The 18,864-nt window shown below is 55.9% G+C and carries 8 protein-coding genes and 1 pseudogene; 3 read left to right on the plus strand and 6 right to left on the minus strand.

What is annotated here, in order from left to right; all coding sequences use genetic code 11:
• Positions 1-185: 185 nt before the first annotated feature.
• A complete protein-coding gene (locus NO345_RS18290; RefSeq protein ID WP_256301687.1) occupies positions 186-2,294 on the plus strand; it encodes a vWA domain-containing protein in 2,109 nt (702 codons plus the stop codon).
• Positions 2,295-2,358: 64 nt separating this feature from the next.
• Here the strand turns inward: NO345_RS18290 and NO345_RS18295 are convergent, their stop codons facing one another.
• The 3 genes from NO345_RS18295 to NO345_RS18305 are packed head-to-tail and all read right to left on the minus strand — an operon-like array spanning position 2,359 to position 8,780.
• The gene (locus tag NO345_RS18295; RefSeq protein WP_256301689.1) at positions 2,359-5,826 is read right to left on the minus strand and encodes an ATP-dependent helicase; all 3,468 of its coding nucleotides are present in this window, start codon (positions 5,824-5,826) and stop codon (positions 2,359-2,361) included.
• On the minus strand, positions 5,819-6,736 hold the full coding sequence (locus NO345_RS18300) for a PD-(D/E)XK nuclease family protein (protein WP_256301690.1): 918 nt from the start codon (positions 6,734-6,736) through the stop codon (positions 5,819-5,821). Before NO345_RS18300 ends, NO345_RS18295 begins: the two co-directional genes overlap by 8 nt.
• Positions 6,729-8,780, minus strand: coding sequence for a PD-(D/E)XK nuclease family protein (locus NO345_RS18305; RefSeq protein WP_256301692.1), 2,052 nt, complete (start codon positions 8,778-8,780; stop codon positions 6,729-6,731). Before NO345_RS18305 ends, NO345_RS18300 begins: the two co-directional genes overlap by 8 nt.
• A 193-nt stretch (positions 8,781-8,973) precedes the next feature.
• Here NO345_RS18305 and NO345_RS19910 point away from each other — a divergent pair.
• Both NO345_RS19910 and NO345_RS18310 read left to right on the plus strand, forming a co-directional pair.
• Positions 8,974-9,412 (plus strand): annotated as a pseudogene (locus NO345_RS19910) (ParA family protein); the annotation flags it as partial.
• A gap of 684 nt (positions 9,413-10,096) precedes the next feature.
• Complete coding sequence (locus NO345_RS18310) at positions 10,097-10,441, plus strand: hypothetical protein (protein ID WP_256301694.1); 345 nt, start codon at positions 10,097-10,099, stop codon at positions 10,439-10,441.
• A gap of 826 nt (positions 10,442-11,267) precedes the next feature.
• On the opposite strand, the gene NO345_RS19915 is transcribed toward NO345_RS18310, so the two are convergent.
• From NO345_RS19915 to NO345_RS18325, 3 genes are all read right to left on the minus strand, one after another.
• Complete coding sequence (locus NO345_RS19915) at positions 11,268-13,397, minus strand: N-6 DNA methylase (protein ID WP_256301695.1); 2,130 nt, start codon at positions 13,395-13,397, stop codon at positions 11,268-11,270.
• 447 nt (positions 13,398-13,844) lie between these two features.
• Positions 13,845-15,938 carry a hypothetical protein gene (locus tag NO345_RS18320; RefSeq protein WP_256301696.1) on the minus strand — a complete coding sequence of 698 codons (2,094 nt, stop codon included), beginning with the start codon at positions 15,936-15,938 and terminating at the stop codon, positions 13,845-13,847.
• Positions 15,935-18,853 carry a DEAD/DEAH box helicase gene (locus NO345_RS18325; RefSeq protein ID WP_256301697.1) on the minus strand — a complete coding sequence of 973 codons (2,919 nt, stop codon included), beginning with the start codon at positions 18,851-18,853 and terminating at the stop codon, positions 15,935-15,937. Before NO345_RS18325 ends, NO345_RS18320 begins: the two co-directional genes overlap by 4 nt.
• Positions 18,854-18,864 lie beyond the last annotated feature (11 nt).

The raw sequence follows: 18,864 nt of genomic DNA on the forward strand, positions 1-18,864 counted from the left end.
CGTTTTTATCGATATAATAGACTAGGATATGATTCTTACCGATGTTTTTAATACATCTTGGAACACATAGTTGCTTGTGGTGGCCGGGAAAGGAACACTGCGATGTCGGTAATCATCGAGATGGGTTTCCACGGTCGAATCCGGTCACCCGCTGGCTGTACGGGGAAGACAGCGCACCAGAACCGATGAACGCGACATACTCAGATCTAAACGAAGGGGAACGCATCGACATCACTGTCGAGTTCGTCTCACGACGAGCGCTCGACAGCGGGGGAAATCGTGTCTGCCGGCTGCTCGTCGAAGATGACACCGGCAGCCGATTCGCGATCTTCGTCACGCCCGACAAGGGCTTCCTCGAGGGACTTCGAACGGGGGGGAAGTACACCCTCACCGGCCTCCTCGGAAGCGCTCCGAGCGGACCGGTGAGCAGAGGAACGCCCGACTGTCCGGCGTGTGGGGGGCCACTGCGGCGAGGGGTTGTCGCTGACGCGGTCGACACCACGATTACCGACACGGCCTCGCCACTGGGGGTGGAGCAGCTCTTCGGCATCATCGACGAACAGACCACCGTGTCGCGTGCGGAACGACGAACGGATGTCGTGGACGACTGGCAGCCGATGAACGTCGGTGGGAAGAGCGAGTCGGCCGTCACCGCACCCGACTACGTGTGTTCGGACTGCGGCCGAACGCTCGACTCGAGAGAGCTACACGAGAACCAGGGAGAGATAGTCGACTCGGTGGCCAACGAAAGCCCGGCAGCGGCACCGAGCCGAGCCGCACCTGAGACCGTCGGTCTGGCAACAGGGGGAGCGAAGGACGTGGAGAACTTTCGCGAGAACATCGCGAACGGCTACACGCCACAGCCGGAGTCGATCAGCACCGAGGGGCTGTTCTACGACTACTACTTCGAAACGGGGGAACGGACCGAATCGGACGCGCTCTTCGCGCCGCGATACGCTGCAGCGGCGAGCGAGAATCCACTCACGGGAGAGACCGACCAGTTCCTCTCCGTCGGTCTGGATTCGACGCTCGCACTCGAGGACTTCCAGCGACCGCAGCTCGACATCGTCACGGTGCTCGACGTCTCGGGGTCGATGAACAGCCAGTTCGACTCGTACTACTACGATGAACACGGTCGGGAGCGCGAAACAGAGAGTGGCTCCGAGACCAAACTCGAAGCGGCAACGGAGTCGCTGTGTGCGCTGACGGAACGACTTCGCGACGACGACCGACTCGGCGTCGTGCTGTACAACCATCGAGCGCACGTCGCGAAACCACTCCGCGACGTCGGCTCGACAGACATGGACGCAATCCGAGGACACATCCGCGACATCGCGGCCGGGGGGAGTACGAATCTCGCGGATGGATTCGAAGCAGCTGTCGACATGCTCGTCAAGGACGAACAGAACGAGGAGTCCCGGTACGAGGATGACGTCGAGCGACGCGTCGTCTTCATGACCGACATGATGCCGAACACTGGTACTACCGACGGGGGCTCTCTCACACAGCTGTTCGAAGACGCTGCATCTACCGGGATACATACGACGTTCGTCGGGATGGGGATCGACGCGAATGCGGAGCTCGCTGATACGCTGTCTGGCATTAGGGGTGCCAACCACTACTTCGTCCAGTCGGGGCAGGAGTTCGAGCAGCGTCTCGACGACGAGTTCGACTACATGGTGACACCACTCGTCTACGACCTCGAACTGGAGATCATGGGGGATGGCTACGAGATAACGGCCGTCCACGGGTCACCGAGCGATGACGAACCGTCGGACCAACTCATGCACGTGGAGACGCTGTTCCCCTCCGCGAAGGAGGACGGGGATGCTCGCGGCGGTGTCGTCCTCGTCGAAGTCGAGCAGACCAAGCCGACCGCCGAGCTGGACCTCGTCGTCTCGTGGACCGAACGTGACGGCTCTGAACACAGCGAATCTGTGAGCGTCGAAGTACCCACGGTGGCTGGAACCTACGCGCATACCGGCATCAGAAAGGCGATCGCGCTAGCTCGGTACGCCCGGGAACTGCGGGCATGGACACGCGACGTCCACGAGCGCGCCGAGAGTTCCTCGGGTGTCGACGACTGGCTGCTACCCGATAATCGGGGCGAGCACGAACGAGAGTCGGTCTCGCTGGTAGTTTCGACGGGGTATGTGGAGCGCTTCGGTTCGCTCCGCGACTATCTCCACGAGGAGATGGAAGCAGTAGACGATAGAACGCTTCAGCAGGAACTCAACCTGCTCGAGACTCTCTGTCAGAAGCAGCCGGAGCGACCCCATGAAATGACCGAATAGCCACGAACCGACCGGAACAACCAACCAGAGCCAGTCAGCCGTTCCCAGTCATTTTTCTGCCGTCTCAATGTGAGATATCGATGTCTGCCTCATCACTACAGGAGAGACTCCTGTGGGGACAGTACTTGCAGTGGTCTCCAGCCGTGTACGTCCCAAAGGAACTCTCAGCGGCGTCTGAGAGACGGTCGGACAGCTGTTCCCTCACACGGTCCAGGTCCGCGTCGGTGAACTCCCGCAGGTCGATTCGTGGCCCCTGCTCCCCGACATATGCATAGCCGGCAGTCCTGACTGGTTCCTCGAACAGTTGCTCACAGGCAAGCAGGTAGATCGGCAGTTGGAGATCGTCGTCGAGTGACCGCTCTTTCTGCGTGGCTTTGTAATCGAGGACGACCAGATCGCCATTCTGGCGACGGCAGAGGGCGTCAATCAACCCGACGATACTTTCGCCGTCGAACGACAGCTCGAAGCCGCGCTCTGCAGCCAGTATCTCCCACTCGCTCGCCTCAGTCTGGAAGAACCGTTCGATACACTCCTCGACCGCCGGGAGTACATCCCCTTCGCCCCGAATCATCGCGACACGCTCAGCAAGCGCCAGCCACTCTGCTTTGCTCGTGTACCCACGATCGGCCGCTCGTTCCGCAGTGTCGTGGAACAGGATGCCGATCGCTTGTTGGCTGGGGCCACTGTTTCCTGCTCCGATCCCCTGACCGGTGACAGGGTCGTCGAACGCTCTGACGACGTGGCTGAGATAGTGCCGTCGCTGGCAGGTTTCAAACGTGTCTAGCGATGTGTAACTGTGTCGCCGGTGGAGTGTCGCATCGGCTGGTTCACCAATGATGTCCGGGGGGAGCTCGTCAGCAAGCGCAGGGTCGAGATCACCTTCGAGCGCCTGCTTCGCTAGGCCCAAGACGCGGTCCTGTCCGGCCGATCGGCTGTACTGTTGCTGGCCTTCGACTGCGGCAACCCGTCCAGTCACGTCGACCGGGCTTGCGAGGGTTTCGGTTCCGTCTATCGCTGTCGGCGGCCGGCTCTCCTGAATCGTCTCCCAGATGGGGAACGAGACGCCATCGATGGACCACGGGACGGTACCTGGGAGGACATCGCCGACAGTGGCTGGTGAAATGGTCTCGTCGCCGGAGTCGTCGTCAGAGTCGTCGTACCGGCCGCTGAGGATCGAGAGTTCCTCTGCACGAGTGATACCGACGTGGAGCAATCGGCGGGCCTCGTGCTCGTCCCGCTCGGCGAAGTCGTGGTCGAGGGGGGAGCCACCATCGAGGACGTGCTCGACGACGTCGTACGTGCGGGCCTGGGGCTCCCACTCGTCTGCACGGAGTTGCGGGAGGACGACGACCGGGAACTCGAGCCCCTTGCTCTTGTGGATCGTCATGATGGAGACCGCTGCCTCTTGCGCCTCGGGCTGGTCCTCCATCTCGCGGTCGGAGACCTCCGTAATGATGTCGTGCTGGTCGAGGAACTCGATGAACCGGCCGGACAGTTCTGGCTCGACAGCACCCTCCTCGAACGAGCTCACGACTTCGTCGAGTGCCCGTAGGTCGCGGCGCTCCTGCTCGGAGAGGAACCACTCGATACGCATCGTCGACTTGAGCTCCTGATAGAGGCGAGAGAGCGAGTAGGTGTCGCGCTTCGCCCACAGGTCGCCGAGTTGCTCGCGCGCCGTTTCGACCCGCTCGGGTTCGGTAAGTTCGTCCAACGGTAGTTCGAGAAGCGAGGTCTGGAGCGGTGTCTCCTCGTCCGAACCCGTGCGTGGCAGTTCGTGTGTGTTCAATCGTTCGAGGTCCTTCCGATGGATTCGGTACCGCATGGCGAGGACCCTGTTGAGTGCGACATCGTCGTGTGGGTTCGCGAGTGCCTTGAGTGCAGCAATGACGGTCTCCACACCGGGTGCTTCAGACGCGAGATCGCCGCCGAGTTCGTATGGGATACCAGCCGAAGTGAGTTCGTCTGCGATAGGCCGTGCGTGGCGTTTCTTGCGGACGAGGATGGCGATGTCACCGGGACTGTACTCTGTGTCGGCGATGTCGTTGTCTCCGTTGATGAGGCGAACGAGCGCGTTCGTGAGCTGGGCTGCTTCGTCCTCGGGCTCTTCGTCCGCTTCGAGCGTGACGACACCCGTGTCAGCATCTGCGGCGTCTCCAACCGCGGTGAGTTCTTTGTCACTTGCGCGAGCCTCCAGGTGCGAGAGCGCGTTGTTCGCGAGGTCGAGGATCGGCTGTCGGGAGCGGAAGTTCTCCTCGAGCGTCTCGTCGTGCAGGTTGGGGTAGGTCTCGTCGAGTCGCGGACCGATGTTCTCGACGTTCGCGCCCCGCCACTCGTAGATCGCTTGGTCGGCATCGCCGACGACGAAGAGGTCGGCCTCGGCAGCGAGCCGCTGGACGAGCTCGAACTGGACGGTGTCGGTGTCCTGGTACTCGTCACAGAAGACGTAATCGTAGCGCTCGCCGAGCCAGCCCGCGACCGTGTCGTCCTGCAGGAGATCGACCGTCGCGAGGACGAGGTCGTTGAAGTCGAGCAGGTTCTCCTCGTCAAGTCGAGCCTCGTACGCTCTGTACCCGGGGGCGAGGTCGGAGAGTGTCTGGCAGCGCTCGACGAACTCGTCGAGTTTCCCGGGGAGCGAGTAGTCGAGGGAGGGCATCCCCTTCGGAGCACCGCTGTACTGGCCGAACAGGTGCGCGGGGAGTTTGAAGCTGTACGTGAGGTCACCGTCGAGGATCTCCGCTCTGTTTTCGTCGAGGAATACCCCCATTGAGACGCAGGTCTCGGACATAACATCGAGATAGGAAGCCACGTGTGCCTCCATCCCATCGTCGTGCAGGTCGGCGCGGAGTTCCGCCAGTGTCAGTTCCATCGCGCCGAGGTTGTCGATCATCTCGTCGAGGCGGTCCCGGGTGATCTTCTGCCAGCCGACTCTGAGATGCTCGTCCGCGGCGTCGTGGATCTCGTCGGTCAGCGCGCCGAGTTCGAACAGTCGGTCGACGCTCGGCAGGTACGCGTCGACGTCGTCGGGCGTGATCCCGGCACGTTTCATCGCCGGGATGAACTTCAGGAGTCGATCCGAAGCCCCGCTCGCATAGTCTACGCCCTCGTACACGTCCGGGTTCGTGAACCGGTATGGCATCTCGTCGAGGACCTCGTAGCTGAGCGCGAACCGGTCGGCGTCCGTTGCGATGTCGTACCGCGGGTCGAGGTCCGCGTGGTACGCGAACTCCTGCAGGAGCTCGTGGCAGATGGCGTGGTAGGTGTACGCCTCGATGTCGTATCCCTGTTCGCCGACAGTCTCGACGAGTTTCTCGCGCATCGAGTCGGCAGCTTTGTTCGTGAACGTCAGCGCGAGGATACGGTCCGGTGCCGTTCCGTTCTCGATGAGTCGCTGGATCTTCCGAACCATCGTGAACGTCTTCCCCGTACCAGCGCCAGCTCGGACTCGCATCGGGTAGGCATCGCTCTCGATGATGTCACGTTGGGCGTCTCGTGGCTCTGGGACTTGCTCGTGGGCGGTTCTGTTGTCAGTCATCGAGACTCACCTCCGCACCGATGTAGTCACCGCACATTCCCTGATACGAGCAGTCGCCACACGCGTTCTCGTGGATTTCTTCCCACGGTTCCGGCATGAACTCGCCGTCGACGATGCCAGTGTAGCAGTCGTCGATGAGCGACCAGATGGTGTCCTCGTGGGCCTCGTAGATCCAGCCGACGTCGCGGGATTTCCCAGTTACCTCGACAGAGATACCATCGTGTCCAGGAGTCCGGTCGACGTTGTAGAGGACGCTATAGAACGTGAACTCGATATCCATCCCTGGCTCGTAGTGCTCCGTCGCCTTCGCGCCCTCGATGTAGGTGGCAGCTTGGAAGACGCTCTTCAGAATGCTAGCGTGGTACTCCTCGCCGGCGTGGTGGGTCTCGATACGGTTGTGAGTCCGGCCGGAGACGATGCCGGAGAGTGAGCCCTTGTAGTCGATGATCTGGAGTGCCTCGTCGGTCCGGACGATGTTGTCCACGCGCCCACGCAGATGGACATCGCCACGATCGCAGGTGAGCCAGCCTTCCTGTTCGACGGAATTGCGAGCGTGTTCAAGGCCAGCCGCGGCGAAGTACGCGTCTACACCGGCGATCGCGACCTGCCGGTCGTAGGCGAACTGGGCGTCCGAGGCGTACTCCTCACGGTCCGCTTGTTCGTCCCATCGGCGTTCAATCGCTTCGTGAGCGTAGGTTTGGATCTCGTCGTCCGTCGGCGGCTCGGGCTGATCGGCGACCCATGCACACGTGTCCTCGATGGCACCGTGGTAGGCGAGCCCCCGGTCGAGATACCGCCGTGACTCCTCGGGCGACTCGACCGACCACTCCTTGTCGTACTCGTACTGGCGTGGGCAGGTCGCGTAGGTCGCCAGCCTCGACGGCGAGACACGAATGATGTCTTCACTCACGGTGGACCACCCCCTCGGCGAAGTCGACCCGTGTCTGGATCGCCTCCCGAACCTCGTCGGGGAGGTCCTGCCCAAGCAACGACTGAATCGTCGCGAAATCTTCGCGGACTACGTCGACTTCGACAGCGTCACCGATGACTCCGGCACGTCGAATTTCGTCGAGTGCTCTGTCCGAGCGAGTGAGCGCGAACTCGACGGCGCTCCCGTGGCTGTGGATGCCGTCGTGCCGAATTCGCTCGAACGGGCCGAGTGCCTCCTCTGCAGCCGCGAGGAATCGCGATGGTTGGAGGTTGCTCCCTGTGCCACCAGCCTCCTCGCGATATGTGCCGAAGTAGAGCCGGTTCTCGGCTGCGCGGGCACCGACAGCAAGGAACCTTCGGCTCAGCGCTGCGTAGTAGGCACGGAGCGGTCGGGTCAGTAGTTCGGTCTCTGTCGAGAACGTTTTCTTGACGTCCGATTCAGTCGGCGTCGTGTAGGAGGGGTATGCGTCGAGTTGCTCGAGATGTGGCGTCGGGAACAGTGCGGTAAACCGAGGGTCTGCAGGATAGTCGCGATCGACGGCGTTGACCATGAAGACCGTGTCCTTGGTGGTGTTCTTCACGACCCGCACGGTATCGACGAGAACGCCATCAGTCGGAACCTCGAGTTCGGACGCAACGCGGTCCGACGCAGCGCGTTCCATCTCCCGTTCGAGGCCGTGACGGAGCGACTCCCACGACGCATCGATCAGGTCCGAGTCGTCGATGAAGCTCGCGAGTGAGAGCACCTCACGAGCGTGCTCGAACTGGGTCTTGGCTTCGAGTGGTGTCTCGTCCCGACCGACGCGTGCCTTCAGGTCCGTTTCGAGGATCCAGTGCCAGAGCGCCGCTTCGAGGCCAGCGGCTTGTGCTTGGTCGAGGGTTTCGTCGCGAAGGTCTTGTAGCTCGGCCGGGTTTTCGATGCGTGCAGTGAGTGTTGCAAGCGCCCGGTCAGTCGACCAGGCATTCTCAGAGTCTGTCTCGTCGCTGCACCAGCAGACCAGCGCATAGAGCTCCCGTGCGGCCGGGTCGTGTTCCAGTCCGCCGACCGTCGCCGATGTGACGGGAATCCCAGCGTTCTGGAGGAGTCGGAGTGTCTCCGGAATTGGTGCCTTCGAGTCCTGTAACACCACCGCGATGTCGTCGTAGGAGACACCGTCCTCACGTCGTCGTAGTTCGATCTCGTCTGCAATCCGCCGAATCTGTGCCTCGAAAGTTGGGCTCTGCAGGACCGCAACGTGCCCCTCGGTGGTGGGCTCTGGCTGGTCTCCAGTGGCGAGATAGGAGGCAACTGAGCCAGGAAGGCTCCTGTTGTCGGATTCCCTGTGATCGACGATCGAGAGTTCGGAGACGACATCCTCGATGCGGCCGGCTTCGTTCCAGAGCCGCTGAATGGCACTACCCCGTTCAGCGACACAGACCAGCGGTACGTCACGCGTGAGCCACGCGAGATACGCACGGTCAATTGCCGTGAACTCCTCGAACTCGAGGACCAATACCGCGTCGAACTCCCGCTGGATTCGCCGTCTAACTTCGTCAATCTGGAGTTGCTCGATCGCGGTTGAAAGGACGTTCCCCGGGTCGAGCAGGTCGTTTGAGCTGAGCCACTCGTGGAACGAGCGGTTGAACCGGGCGAGTTCAGCTAGTGCTTCGTCGTCCGTCTCTATCGCGCTTCCCTGCCACGTCGCCTCGGCGACGAAGCGGCCGAGGTCACCGACGAAGGACTCCTGCTGGCTCGCTCGCTGGAGGTACGGGGTTTCCCAGTCGTACTGCTGTTCGAACGCCTCCAGGAGGAGACTCTGTTCGGCTGGGTTGAGTACTCGTGATGATTGGGGGCTTTCTTCGAGTACCCGTCTGCTGTGGGATGCTAGTCCAGTTATTTCAGGTGCTGTGACGCCATCAATCGCGTCTGTGAGTACCGACTCTATTTCGTCAATACCCGTTGGGAACCGTTTGATGATGAGGACGTCGTCCGTCTCATATGTGTCAGTCACGTCGACGAAGGGAGGCGCAGCCAGGTCTGCCAATGAATCTCCCAAAAACGGATGGAGGTGTAACGCACCGTCTAAACTTGGTGCGTCTTCTACGGGAGTGTCGTGCATGGTTTTGGATTCTTGTGTCCACATAATGATTGTGTGGGCCAGAGTAATTCTGAATCAGCAGTCGTCGCGACCGATTTACTAAGATTACCCCGGGATTCGGACCACAGTTCCAGGACATGATCCAAGCGTCAATATCAATCCGAGTCACGACATGCTCGGGGACTTCACCTCGAATCTGAAGGAGGAAGTTTCAGATTAGTAGGGGTGAAAACATGAGCCGAGACGAGTATCCCCGCTTCGAGCTACTCTACAATCTCCTCTAGGAGAAACAGAAGTTACAGGAACGGTACGACGCGGTACTCATCGACCCGAACGCACGTGCGGAGGATTTCCTCTACAACGCGATCTACGCGCTCAGAACGCTCGTGGCACCAGTCAAGCCCGTCAGAATGGGTAATTCTGAGTCTAGAGGGACTTGTGGGGCTCGTCGGGGACATGAGCACTCAGCTCGAAATCGAAATCGGTCTTTCCCGTGTCGTCCATCCGGGGTTGGGCAAACGAACGCCCATCAGCAGTACAGGCGACAGTTCGAAAGCACGGACGCATTCGACACGCCCGATTCATACCATATGTAGTATCAAGACCGGTGACACAGGAATGGACTACCAGTGGACCCCGACGACCCAGCTATTCTATTCACGCCGAAGGAAGGCCGAGAGGTGTATATCGAGGCTCTGCGCTTTTCTACAGTGCCTTGTAGTTATGAATCGTCAGATCGCCACCTGAGGTGCAGCAACAAGTGTTGACCATTCCAACGACAGCGTGCTCCGCGAACGAGCGCTTGATGCATGGTGTGATTCTATCTGTTGATACCGAATCAGGAACTGTAGAACCCAACGGAATCGGTCCATCCTGTTATTTTAAATCACACGAGTTCGAGATTTTCCGGTAGCTATTAGTCGATAATGAGTTAATTCCCCAACATGAACGAGTGTCAGCATTCTATCGTGATATTTTTTACGACAGTCCTTATCTGAAGCTTCCTCCTCGTCGCGCCTGTCGCAGCGGAAGAGACAAATTCGACCGACTCGACGATTGCAGACGTCTCTATCGAGGTCGAAGAAATTTCTGACTCTGAATATCGCCTCACCTACGAGATATCCCCCCGTGATGGTACTCATTTCGTCAGTCCCCCTGATGACCAGATCCCGATTGAGTCGATGGAGAATCTGGAGCGGACGAGCCAGCCAGGCGTCTTGCGCATCACTGATGTTTCCGAACCAGCCACCCTAATTTTGCGAGTGGAATTCGACGCGTTAGGTCGTTATGGGGGTTCAACCAGAGATTCTGCAGTCTTTGAGTCAAATGTGGGGCTCTATTCGAACGGGGAATGGACTCCAGTTGAATATACCGGCGTAGAAGGACTGTCTGTCTCTGTTTCTGGTGAAGATGGTCTGGAAACACACCTCGGACGGGGGTCGATATACGTCGGAGACGACCTCGTCGTCGAGACGACAGAGCTCCCGGACGGAAGACAGGTCACCATCGTCGGTACCGAACGCCAACTAGGAGATGGTGAGATCGTGAACCACGCCCTCTCTCGTTTATCCTATCAGTCAGATGGTGAACCTCACAACGGAGTATGACATCACGGTCGCGGTTTCGAGTGGTGTGTCACGTGCGTACGTTCCATATACCGGGCAAGGGACAATGTTCGTCTCGCCTTCAGACGTTACTAACGGTCACACGTTAGCTCACGAGTACATCCATCTCCAGCAGGGGATGCATTTCTCAAGCGAGATGGAGTGGCTCGTGGAAGGGAGCGCTGTGTATTACGCGACACAGACGATTCACGATAGAGAGGTATTGGAGTCGAATTTCGAATCCCGGATGGGGTCTGGTAGTGAAATTGGTGATACGCTGTCGAATCGTGACTCGTGGGACGATTCGAGCGTTGAATACGAAAAGGGCGCTATCGTCGAAATGCTCCTCGATTTCCATCTGCAGCAGCATGAGTCTTCGTTGGAAAAAGTGCGGCATGGAATGAACCAGCGGCTATACTCCGAACCTGTAACATATACGGAGTTCCGTCAGATAGTCGTTGAACGAACGAATCGAACGGTCGGCGATTATATGGACCGCTGGATCCGAGGTTCAGGTGTCGTCAGAGTATCTGATTCTGCACATCGATTCCTACTCACACAGCGTGCGGAGAACCTTGTAGAAGCGTCAGGCAACATGACCCCGGAGACCCCGATGATACTCAACATCGACGGTCGTCTATCACCTTCGGAACTCGTGCTGACTGGCCACCAACGAGTCTACAATAGGTACGTCAAGGAGAACACTGAGGAAGGAGGAAAGCACCTGATCTACACCCCACTGACGTGTCGCCACGAATCATGTCGTAGTAAACGAAAACCTGATTATTCAAATGGGGCCAGTATATTTGAACACTACCCAGTTTTGAATTCAATCCTCAGCAACGGAAGGGTCCGACTCAACAGAAAGTTCAAGGATATCTCTCAGCATATCATCGATATCTCTTCTGACGTCATCGACATCGCCGTCAAACCGGTCTCGCTTCTCAAGCTTGTCGAAAAGTGTTGCCAGCCGATCAACTACTGATGACTCCAGTTCTCGGGGGTCAATCACTGGTGCACTTTTCAGGGCGCCGAGCTCGATTTTCTTGAGACCAGAGTACGACCGACTTACCTTACTGATCTCTTTCCGGACGATATTACTGTTGAGATAGGCTAGGAGGGCCTTGACCTGCTGTTCATCGGAGTCAAAATCAGGATCGATGATGTGGAAGTTGTTGAGTGTTCGAAGTTCCGCGTCGTTATAGATGAACTGTGATCCCGTTCGGCTCATGTATTTCGCGAGAATTGGTGCTGGCTCGCGCTTATCAACACAGTACCACGGGTTTCGACGATTGAAGAGTTCTCGATCTGTGTCGAACGCTGATTCTGCGTATGAGAGATATTCTTCAAGGGGGCCTCTGTCGGTGATTTTTTCATCGTTTTCGTAAGCGTAGAGGAGCCAGACATCTTTTCCCCCGTCTTTCCACCCTTCCCAGTCCTCCTGTGTAATTTCATAACCAGGGATGTCCTTGGCGCTCCTGATAATCGGTTTGAGGAACCGGTCAGGGATATCGTGCTCCGCACGGTCGCTCTTGTTTAAACAGAAGAGGCTGTTATTCCCCGTCGCGATACCGCGCTTGATGGTCGCAATATCGGTGAAATCCTTCAATCCCGTGATTTCGTCCGTCTCTGTCGGAGAAAGATAGTGTTGCCAATTGTCTTCGGGTGAGAGTAAGCGTTGTAGAAGATCAACGCGATAACCGTCTGCGTCTGAATCGTTGTCGAAATCGGTCTCACAGAGGTCATCGAGACTGTCGACGTCCGGCCAGCGTCGAAGGTTGATGAAAGTTGTCTCGTGGTCTTCCGGCGCTTGCTTGTACTGCAAGAACACGAGACTCGTAGTAGTCCGAACTCCACGGAAAGTGTTCTCTTCTTCGTCAAGTTGGACGATCGCATCGATCTGAAACTGGTCTACGAGATACCGCTTGAACGGAACGCCGAAAGCAGTCTCCATAAACCCAGACGGTATGATGAAGGCTAATCGACCGCCTTCTGCGACGAACTGGGCAGCGTGGGCGAGAAAATACACGTAGAGAGGTGATTTCCCGTGGAAATCAATTCCTGTCTCACCAGAGACCGTTTGATTTGCTTCGGACTTGAGGTCTACCTCCAAGGCCTGCGATCTCGAATACGGTGGGTTCGCCACGACAGCGTCGACGGGCTCCGTTTGGATGCGCCCGCTTTCGGTCCAATCGTGCGCCGTAATATCGAGAAAATTCCCTTTTTCGAGCACCGGACTACCGGGTCCGTCGACGAGCTTTAGCGACACTGCAGCCATCGATATCGACAGCTCATCGATGTCGTTTGCCCGGATGTCTTGGAGAGGTTTGGTCGCCCCCTGCTGAATTTTTTCTGTTACAGCTGCCGACGAGAGCATCCCGGCACCGACTCCAGGGTCTAGAACGGTATCACCTGCATCGTCAATCGCCCACTCAGCGAGGATATTACTGATGTAATTCGGAGTAGCGAATTGTCCCAAGTCACGCCGGTCTTCTTGGACGAACAGACGTTCGTACACCATACTGAGAGTCTCTGCAGGATGGGATGTGGCATTTAGCGCGCTTCGAAGAGCAAGGACGGTTTGAATTTCCGATTCGACGACCTCAGTAATCAGATCAGCCGGGTCACTAAGCTCGAAGCCCTTGTTCTGAGATGCGCGTTCAGCTTCAGCAAAACGGGCCTGGAAGTCCGCGTTTACAGATAGTTCAGCGAGTCCCTCATGTTCAGACTCGTGCAGCGAATAGAGGGCACTCTTGAGATAAAAATCGAAAACACACGCTCGGGAGAGGATTTCTCTGGACCGTTGGGAGTCGTCCATATTCCGGTCAGCTAACCACTGTTTGTACCTGGCAGGAATCTCCCCGGTAAGCGACCCCCGCTTGCATAGGTTGGACGCGATACCATCAATCGTCTCGATGAGTAAACAGGCGAGTTCCTTTTGCTCAACGTCAGCTTCCACGGTAGAACCATGGTCGATTGCTGATTGGTCTAATTCCCACAAGAGGGAAGATCCAACCCAATTCGCTCTAACGGCATTAATTGATTGAAGTTCTTTGAGCCTCTTATAAGAATTATTATATGAGCAGCCGACTGCCGATTCGACGTCCGTTGTCGTGGCAGGTGCCGATTCGGCGACAGCGGAGAGAAAGTCATGGAGAGGGTACTTCAGTTGTGGCCTATCTTCCCTCAAATCCCGGCATAGCGTCATGATGAGATAAAATACAGGCATCTTTAAAGTCAGTTTCGGTCGGTCAAAATTGCATATGAATATTATCAATTAATCGTCTCAGGGATTGGCCTCGGCGTAGTCAAACCACAGCCAACTCCTATAGAAGCGTCAGTAGAATTATCAAAGGGCCTATAGTGCTATCGCTTCTCGGTTGAGGTGGCTAAAAGTATAGAAGCTCTAAATCCGGTTCCGGAACTCGTCCTCGAAAATACTGCAGGAATCGAGTTGGAAGTCGACTTCAATGGTCGCGTCGAAGGACGCTGTGGTACTTGGCTTGAGATCGCCTCGTACGAGGCACACGCCGTCAATGGAAAGGACGTTCTCGGTGATCTCGTCGTTGGTCACCAACGAGAGTGATGTCGTTTCCTGCAAATTTTCGCAGTTTTGAACCGCCTTAGAGTGGTCACCGTTCTCCGAGTCGGGTTCGACCGTGAGTAGCGTAGCGTCAATATCGAATTCCAGAATACTGGATTCAATCATCTCGACAAACCTTGGGGTGAGTTCGGTGCTCTGAATAAGCACTTCTTCCCGAGCAAACGAGAGATAATCGTACAACAGTCCTTCAGTATCGAAGCCACTCGAGAAAGTTTGGTTAGGAGTATCGACGGCCTGGAGTATCTCACTCAGCGCACCACGTCCCAGCGATCGACTACTGACAAAGGGCCGATCAAACGTGAGGAAAGAGCACTCCTGAGTTTCCTCTACACAGTGTTGGCATCCATCCCAGCACAGGGGAGCATCGCGCAAGATATCTCTAATCGAGTTCCGTGATTCGTCGTCGGCTACTTCAGCGGCGTCGACGTCACCCGAGAGGTCATCAAGTACTGTTTCGGATGTATCCTCACTTTCTTCCGCCTCTGTGAGGTATTCGTACACAGCACGACGGACCGATTTCGCATGGGGATAGATGTGGTCTGAGTCGAGTCCTGTGAAGGCTCGAGCCATCAGTTCAGCGTGTGCATGCTCTTCTTCAAAATTTCGTGACTCTAGCGAGTTGTACTTCCCTTGGACATCTTGCTCGTGCGCGGTGAGAAACTCCACAACGGGCGTGATTAAATCCTCGACGGTCTCAAGGCCATTATCAACGAGTTGGCCGGAAAATTCGGAGAGATATCCAAATCCACCAACTGCAGTTTCGAACACGACGACTCTTGACTTATCAGATGTTGAGGTCTGGACATCGGAGGCCGGGTGTTCAAGATAGTACCCAAGATGGTCTTTCTCCGCACCAAACCGCATGCAAAGTCGGTCTCGGAAGAGATGGGACAACGTGTGCAAGAGCGTAACCTCGGCGAAATCGAGTGCGTCCTCGTTGTCTTCGAAATCAACGCGTCGTGCACGTTCGCCGAGATTGGGATCACCCATTAGGCCAGCAGCTGCACCCTCCTCCATTTTGTCGAAGGCATTGAACCCATTTTTTCGGTCAACTTGGTCTTGGTCCTCATGATAAAGAAGATACTTCAGCCCCAGCCATTCCTCAATGCGAGTGGAGGAGTCGATTACATCGAGAACTAGGTCTGTCAATACTTCTTCCTGGAAGTCCAGCTCAAGTGAGTTTACCTGCCGTGTGCGGAACCCTATCCCCTCACTGAGGAATACACTACCACTCCACATATAGCTCGGTTGCGAGTTGAACGAGACTTCATCAATATAAGCGCGGAACTCTCCTTTGTCAGCTAAACCTATGGAAAACAGGGGGCGATCCTGGTATCGAACGGCTCCAATACGCTCAGGTTCACCGCCCGATGAATCCGCATAGTGTTGGAGGACGTTTGGGTATATTTTGTACAGCCGGTCATAACGTTCACCGTGTCGATATTCACTACAACCACCCTCCGCTTGCGGGTTCTTTTGATGCGGACACTGTTGGCGGACGGGACACTTGTACTCGCTTGAGGCGATGACGAAGGCCTTCCGGCAGTGATTAGTGTGGGAGAGTGAGTCGTGACTAAACTCCATATGAACCGGCGGGTACTGCCACACACTCTTGGAGCCGAGTGACTCTCGTTCGTAGATGACCTTACTCTCCGAACCGGCTACAAACTGCGAAAAATTCAGCACCATCGGCTGTACGACAGTCTTGTCGAATGCGTCCAATGGGACCTCGTACTTATCTCGAGTTCCTTGACTCCGATAGTTCGAACTACCGTACAGCCGATGGTCCTCTGTTTTTAGATAGTTTATCGGTGGGAGCAAGAGCTCGAATGGCTCTGTATCACGCAGCTGGAATGGTGTATACCCGTAGAGTGCGCTGATTCCTTTCTTACTCATACTGTATCCCTCGCCATCTCAAACTCAGGCTGTGGCGCATCGAACGTTCCCGTGAAATGAATGGAATTCTGGAGAATGGTGTTGAGCACAGGGAAGAGGTGTGCTCCTCTGGCACGCTGATACTCGGAAACTAATTGTTCGAATCGGGTCAGGACGTGCGTCGCAGCTAAGACTTCCAAGTTCTGTCCCTGCAGTTCCTCCACCTCATCGAGTAATAGCTCGATTTCGGATTTGAAGCTGTCCTCTCGTTCCGGTTCGAATCGCTGTACAGAGTTCGTCAGTTTTTCTGTGATTTCGTCCATGTAGAGATCGTATTTGTCCTCCAATTCCGATGTAGACCCGTATTCTCCGCTCACCCAAACCATCAAATCCATGAACAATAAATCATGCATCTCAGACCGTTCGGGTACCTGTTCGATAGCTTCCCTGAGTTCTTCCTCATTCTCTGCGACCCATTGCTGTAACTGCCCAGGATCTCGTGTATACCACGCACGCCGGACCGTTTCTTCCAGCTCATTCACGAGGTGTGTGATCGTTCGAAGAGATTCAGCGGTTCCCTCAATCGGCTCCATATATTCACCCGGAATGTTCGGGAGTGCTTCTAAATCCCTTCGAACAGATTCGAGTTTTCGGCGAATTTGGCGCAGTTCATCGTAGTAGCGCTGAGATTTCGTGAGAATACGCTCGGGGTCGATATCTGATGCGTCTTCCGTAGTCTCATATCCAGAAATGATTGTACGGAGTTGCGATATGAATTCTTCCTGTTGACGTTCGAAAGTTTGTCTGCGCGTACTCTCAGGATCAACAAACGAGGCCGGAAGCTCAGTCGTGTCTACGTACCCAACCAGCTCTTTTAGAAATTCGATGAGCTCGGCCTTTGATTGCAGGCCATCAATCCCATCAGCGTACGTTTCATGCCCTTCGCGAGCCATCTGGTGGAGCGCTCTCGAAAGGACATGCTGTACTTGAATTGAAGCACTATTTCCGATCTGTGACGGAGAGAGGTTCGATACGTTCTCTAGTTCCTGTCGGAGGTCCTCGTCAAACATGTACATCATACTTGAGGGGGACGACGAGAACTCGATAATCCCTAAACCGACTCGATAGGTGTCTGGGTTACGACCCGCTCGACCGATTCGCTGGATTACACCTTCGTTCTTCCCCGGCGGCAGCTTGTACTGAAGGACGGCTGCGACGCTATTCAGATCCACACCCATCTCAAGCGTCGATGTTGATAGGAGGAGTCGTTTCCCTCCATCTGGTGCATTGAACGAATCTTCGATTTGGTTCCGTTCCAGATCGTGAAGTTCGCTGGTGTGGGTTCCGATGCTGTCCGCAAACGCATTCATCGTATAGCTTTGAAAGTCACCACGAGTCGAACCATCCCAATCTGCAGATAAGAGTGGCTCCCAAGAAAAAGGATCATCCTGACTGTACTCCGAGTGTGTGTGTCGAACGACCTCTTCACCACGGTTCCCGTTCGGCGATAGGATATACTTCGCAATGTAACTGTACTGGCGGTTGATTTCGGCAATGCTGTCGATGAAGTTCAGTGCCCGATAATTTCCTTTGGCGCACCAGAGGTTCAGACACTGGACCACCGCTTCATTTAGCGTCTCGACACTTCTATTCGGCGGTGGGAGAACGTAGTAATGGACCAGCTGGCGTTCATCTTCGACGCCGGCCAATTCAAGGACCTCTGAATAGTCGACGTGAGCGACGGTCTCCCGATCTAACGTTGTGAGATTTTGCGCGAATTCGACCGGGTTCGAAAGGGTTGCTGACGATAGTACGAATTGGGGAGTTTCGCCCTCAGTGCCTGCCTCCTTCAGCAGTTGGAGAATGTATTGAACATGGCCCCCCACATAATTTGTGTAAATATGAGCTTCGTCAAGTACGACATATTCTAGATCGTCATACCGAGTGGCGTTACTTCCTCGCGAACTGCGAAGGCGGTGATATACTGTCCAAACTGTACTCAACAAAATCGCCGGTGGCTCCTCGGCAATCGATCTCTTCGTTGGGAGTATATATTCGAACGCCTCATCACAGGCCGGGCACCGTACTTGTGGAACCCCTGTAACAGCATCAATGATAAGATCATTATCATCGGTCCCTGGGTCGCATCTTGGACAGGTAATTCCAAAGAAACTCTCTTCTTTTTTATCAGAGCTGAGGTCATTTGGTGTATCACCATGATCGATGCCGACTGATATCGGCCGGTGGCCTATCTCTTCGAGACGGTTATTCAGACGGTCGAGCCTCGGCAGTAGCGTTGACAGCTGATCTCGAATTAATGCTTGCCGAGGGTATAATAGAAGCGACGACGTCTGAGTCCCCCCCTGATAGTCGAGTGAGTCGAGAGCGTGCTTAAACGATGGAATCGAGAAAGTAAGTGACTTCCCGGAAGCAGTTGGTCCGTCGAGCGTGAGGCATTTATTCGTTCCGTCGAGGATTTCTTCGATGGCTGTTGCCTGATGGCTTGACAGTCCATCGATTTCAGCATCATTCCCTTCAACAGCATGGGTGATAAGCTCGGCCCTTTCAGAGCTCACCCCTGCCTCACTGAGCACCTCAAAGAGTTCCCGCTCTCCGAAGTCGGGGACTTTCTCTGTCTCGATAGAGATTTCGGACTCAAAGACTAGCGGGTCGTTTTCGTATCGGTTCCTAATGTGCGAGAGCCTGTATAAGAGGTCGAAGTGGGTTGATCGATATCCAGCATCGAACTCTAGAAGCATGTCGTCGTCAAGTAAATCTTCTACCGAAGTTGCTCCTGCGAGACAGTCAGTGACCTCTCTCTCGGAAAGATACGTCTCCTCTGGAGAAAGCGATTCCCCATAGGTCCGATACAGTGACTCCTCGTGCTGGAGTATAGCTTGGTAACTTTCAATCGCCTCCGAATTTGGGGTTGTCATGTTAGGTGTGG

The organism is Haloarchaeobius salinus (assembly GCF_024464185.1).
GTDB lineage: Archaea > Halobacteriota > Halobacteria > Halobacteriales > Natrialbaceae > Haloarchaeobius > Haloarchaeobius salinus.

Coding starts and splice junctions, on each gene's coding strand:
- NO345_RS18320 (WP_256301696.1), bottom strand. CDS start 15,938: ATGAGTAAGAAAGGAATCAGCGCACTCTACGGGTATACACCATTCCAG.
- NO345_RS18295 (WP_256301689.1), bottom strand. CDS start 5,826: ATGACTGACAACAGAACCGCCCACGAGCAAGTCCCAGAGCCACGAGAC.
- NO345_RS18290 (WP_256301687.1), top strand. CDS start 186: ATGAACGCGACATACTCAGATCTAAACGAAGGGGAACGCATCGACATC.
- NO345_RS18325 (WP_256301697.1), bottom strand. CDS start 18,853: ATGACAACCCCAAATTCGGAGGCGATTGAAAGTTACCAAGCTATACTC.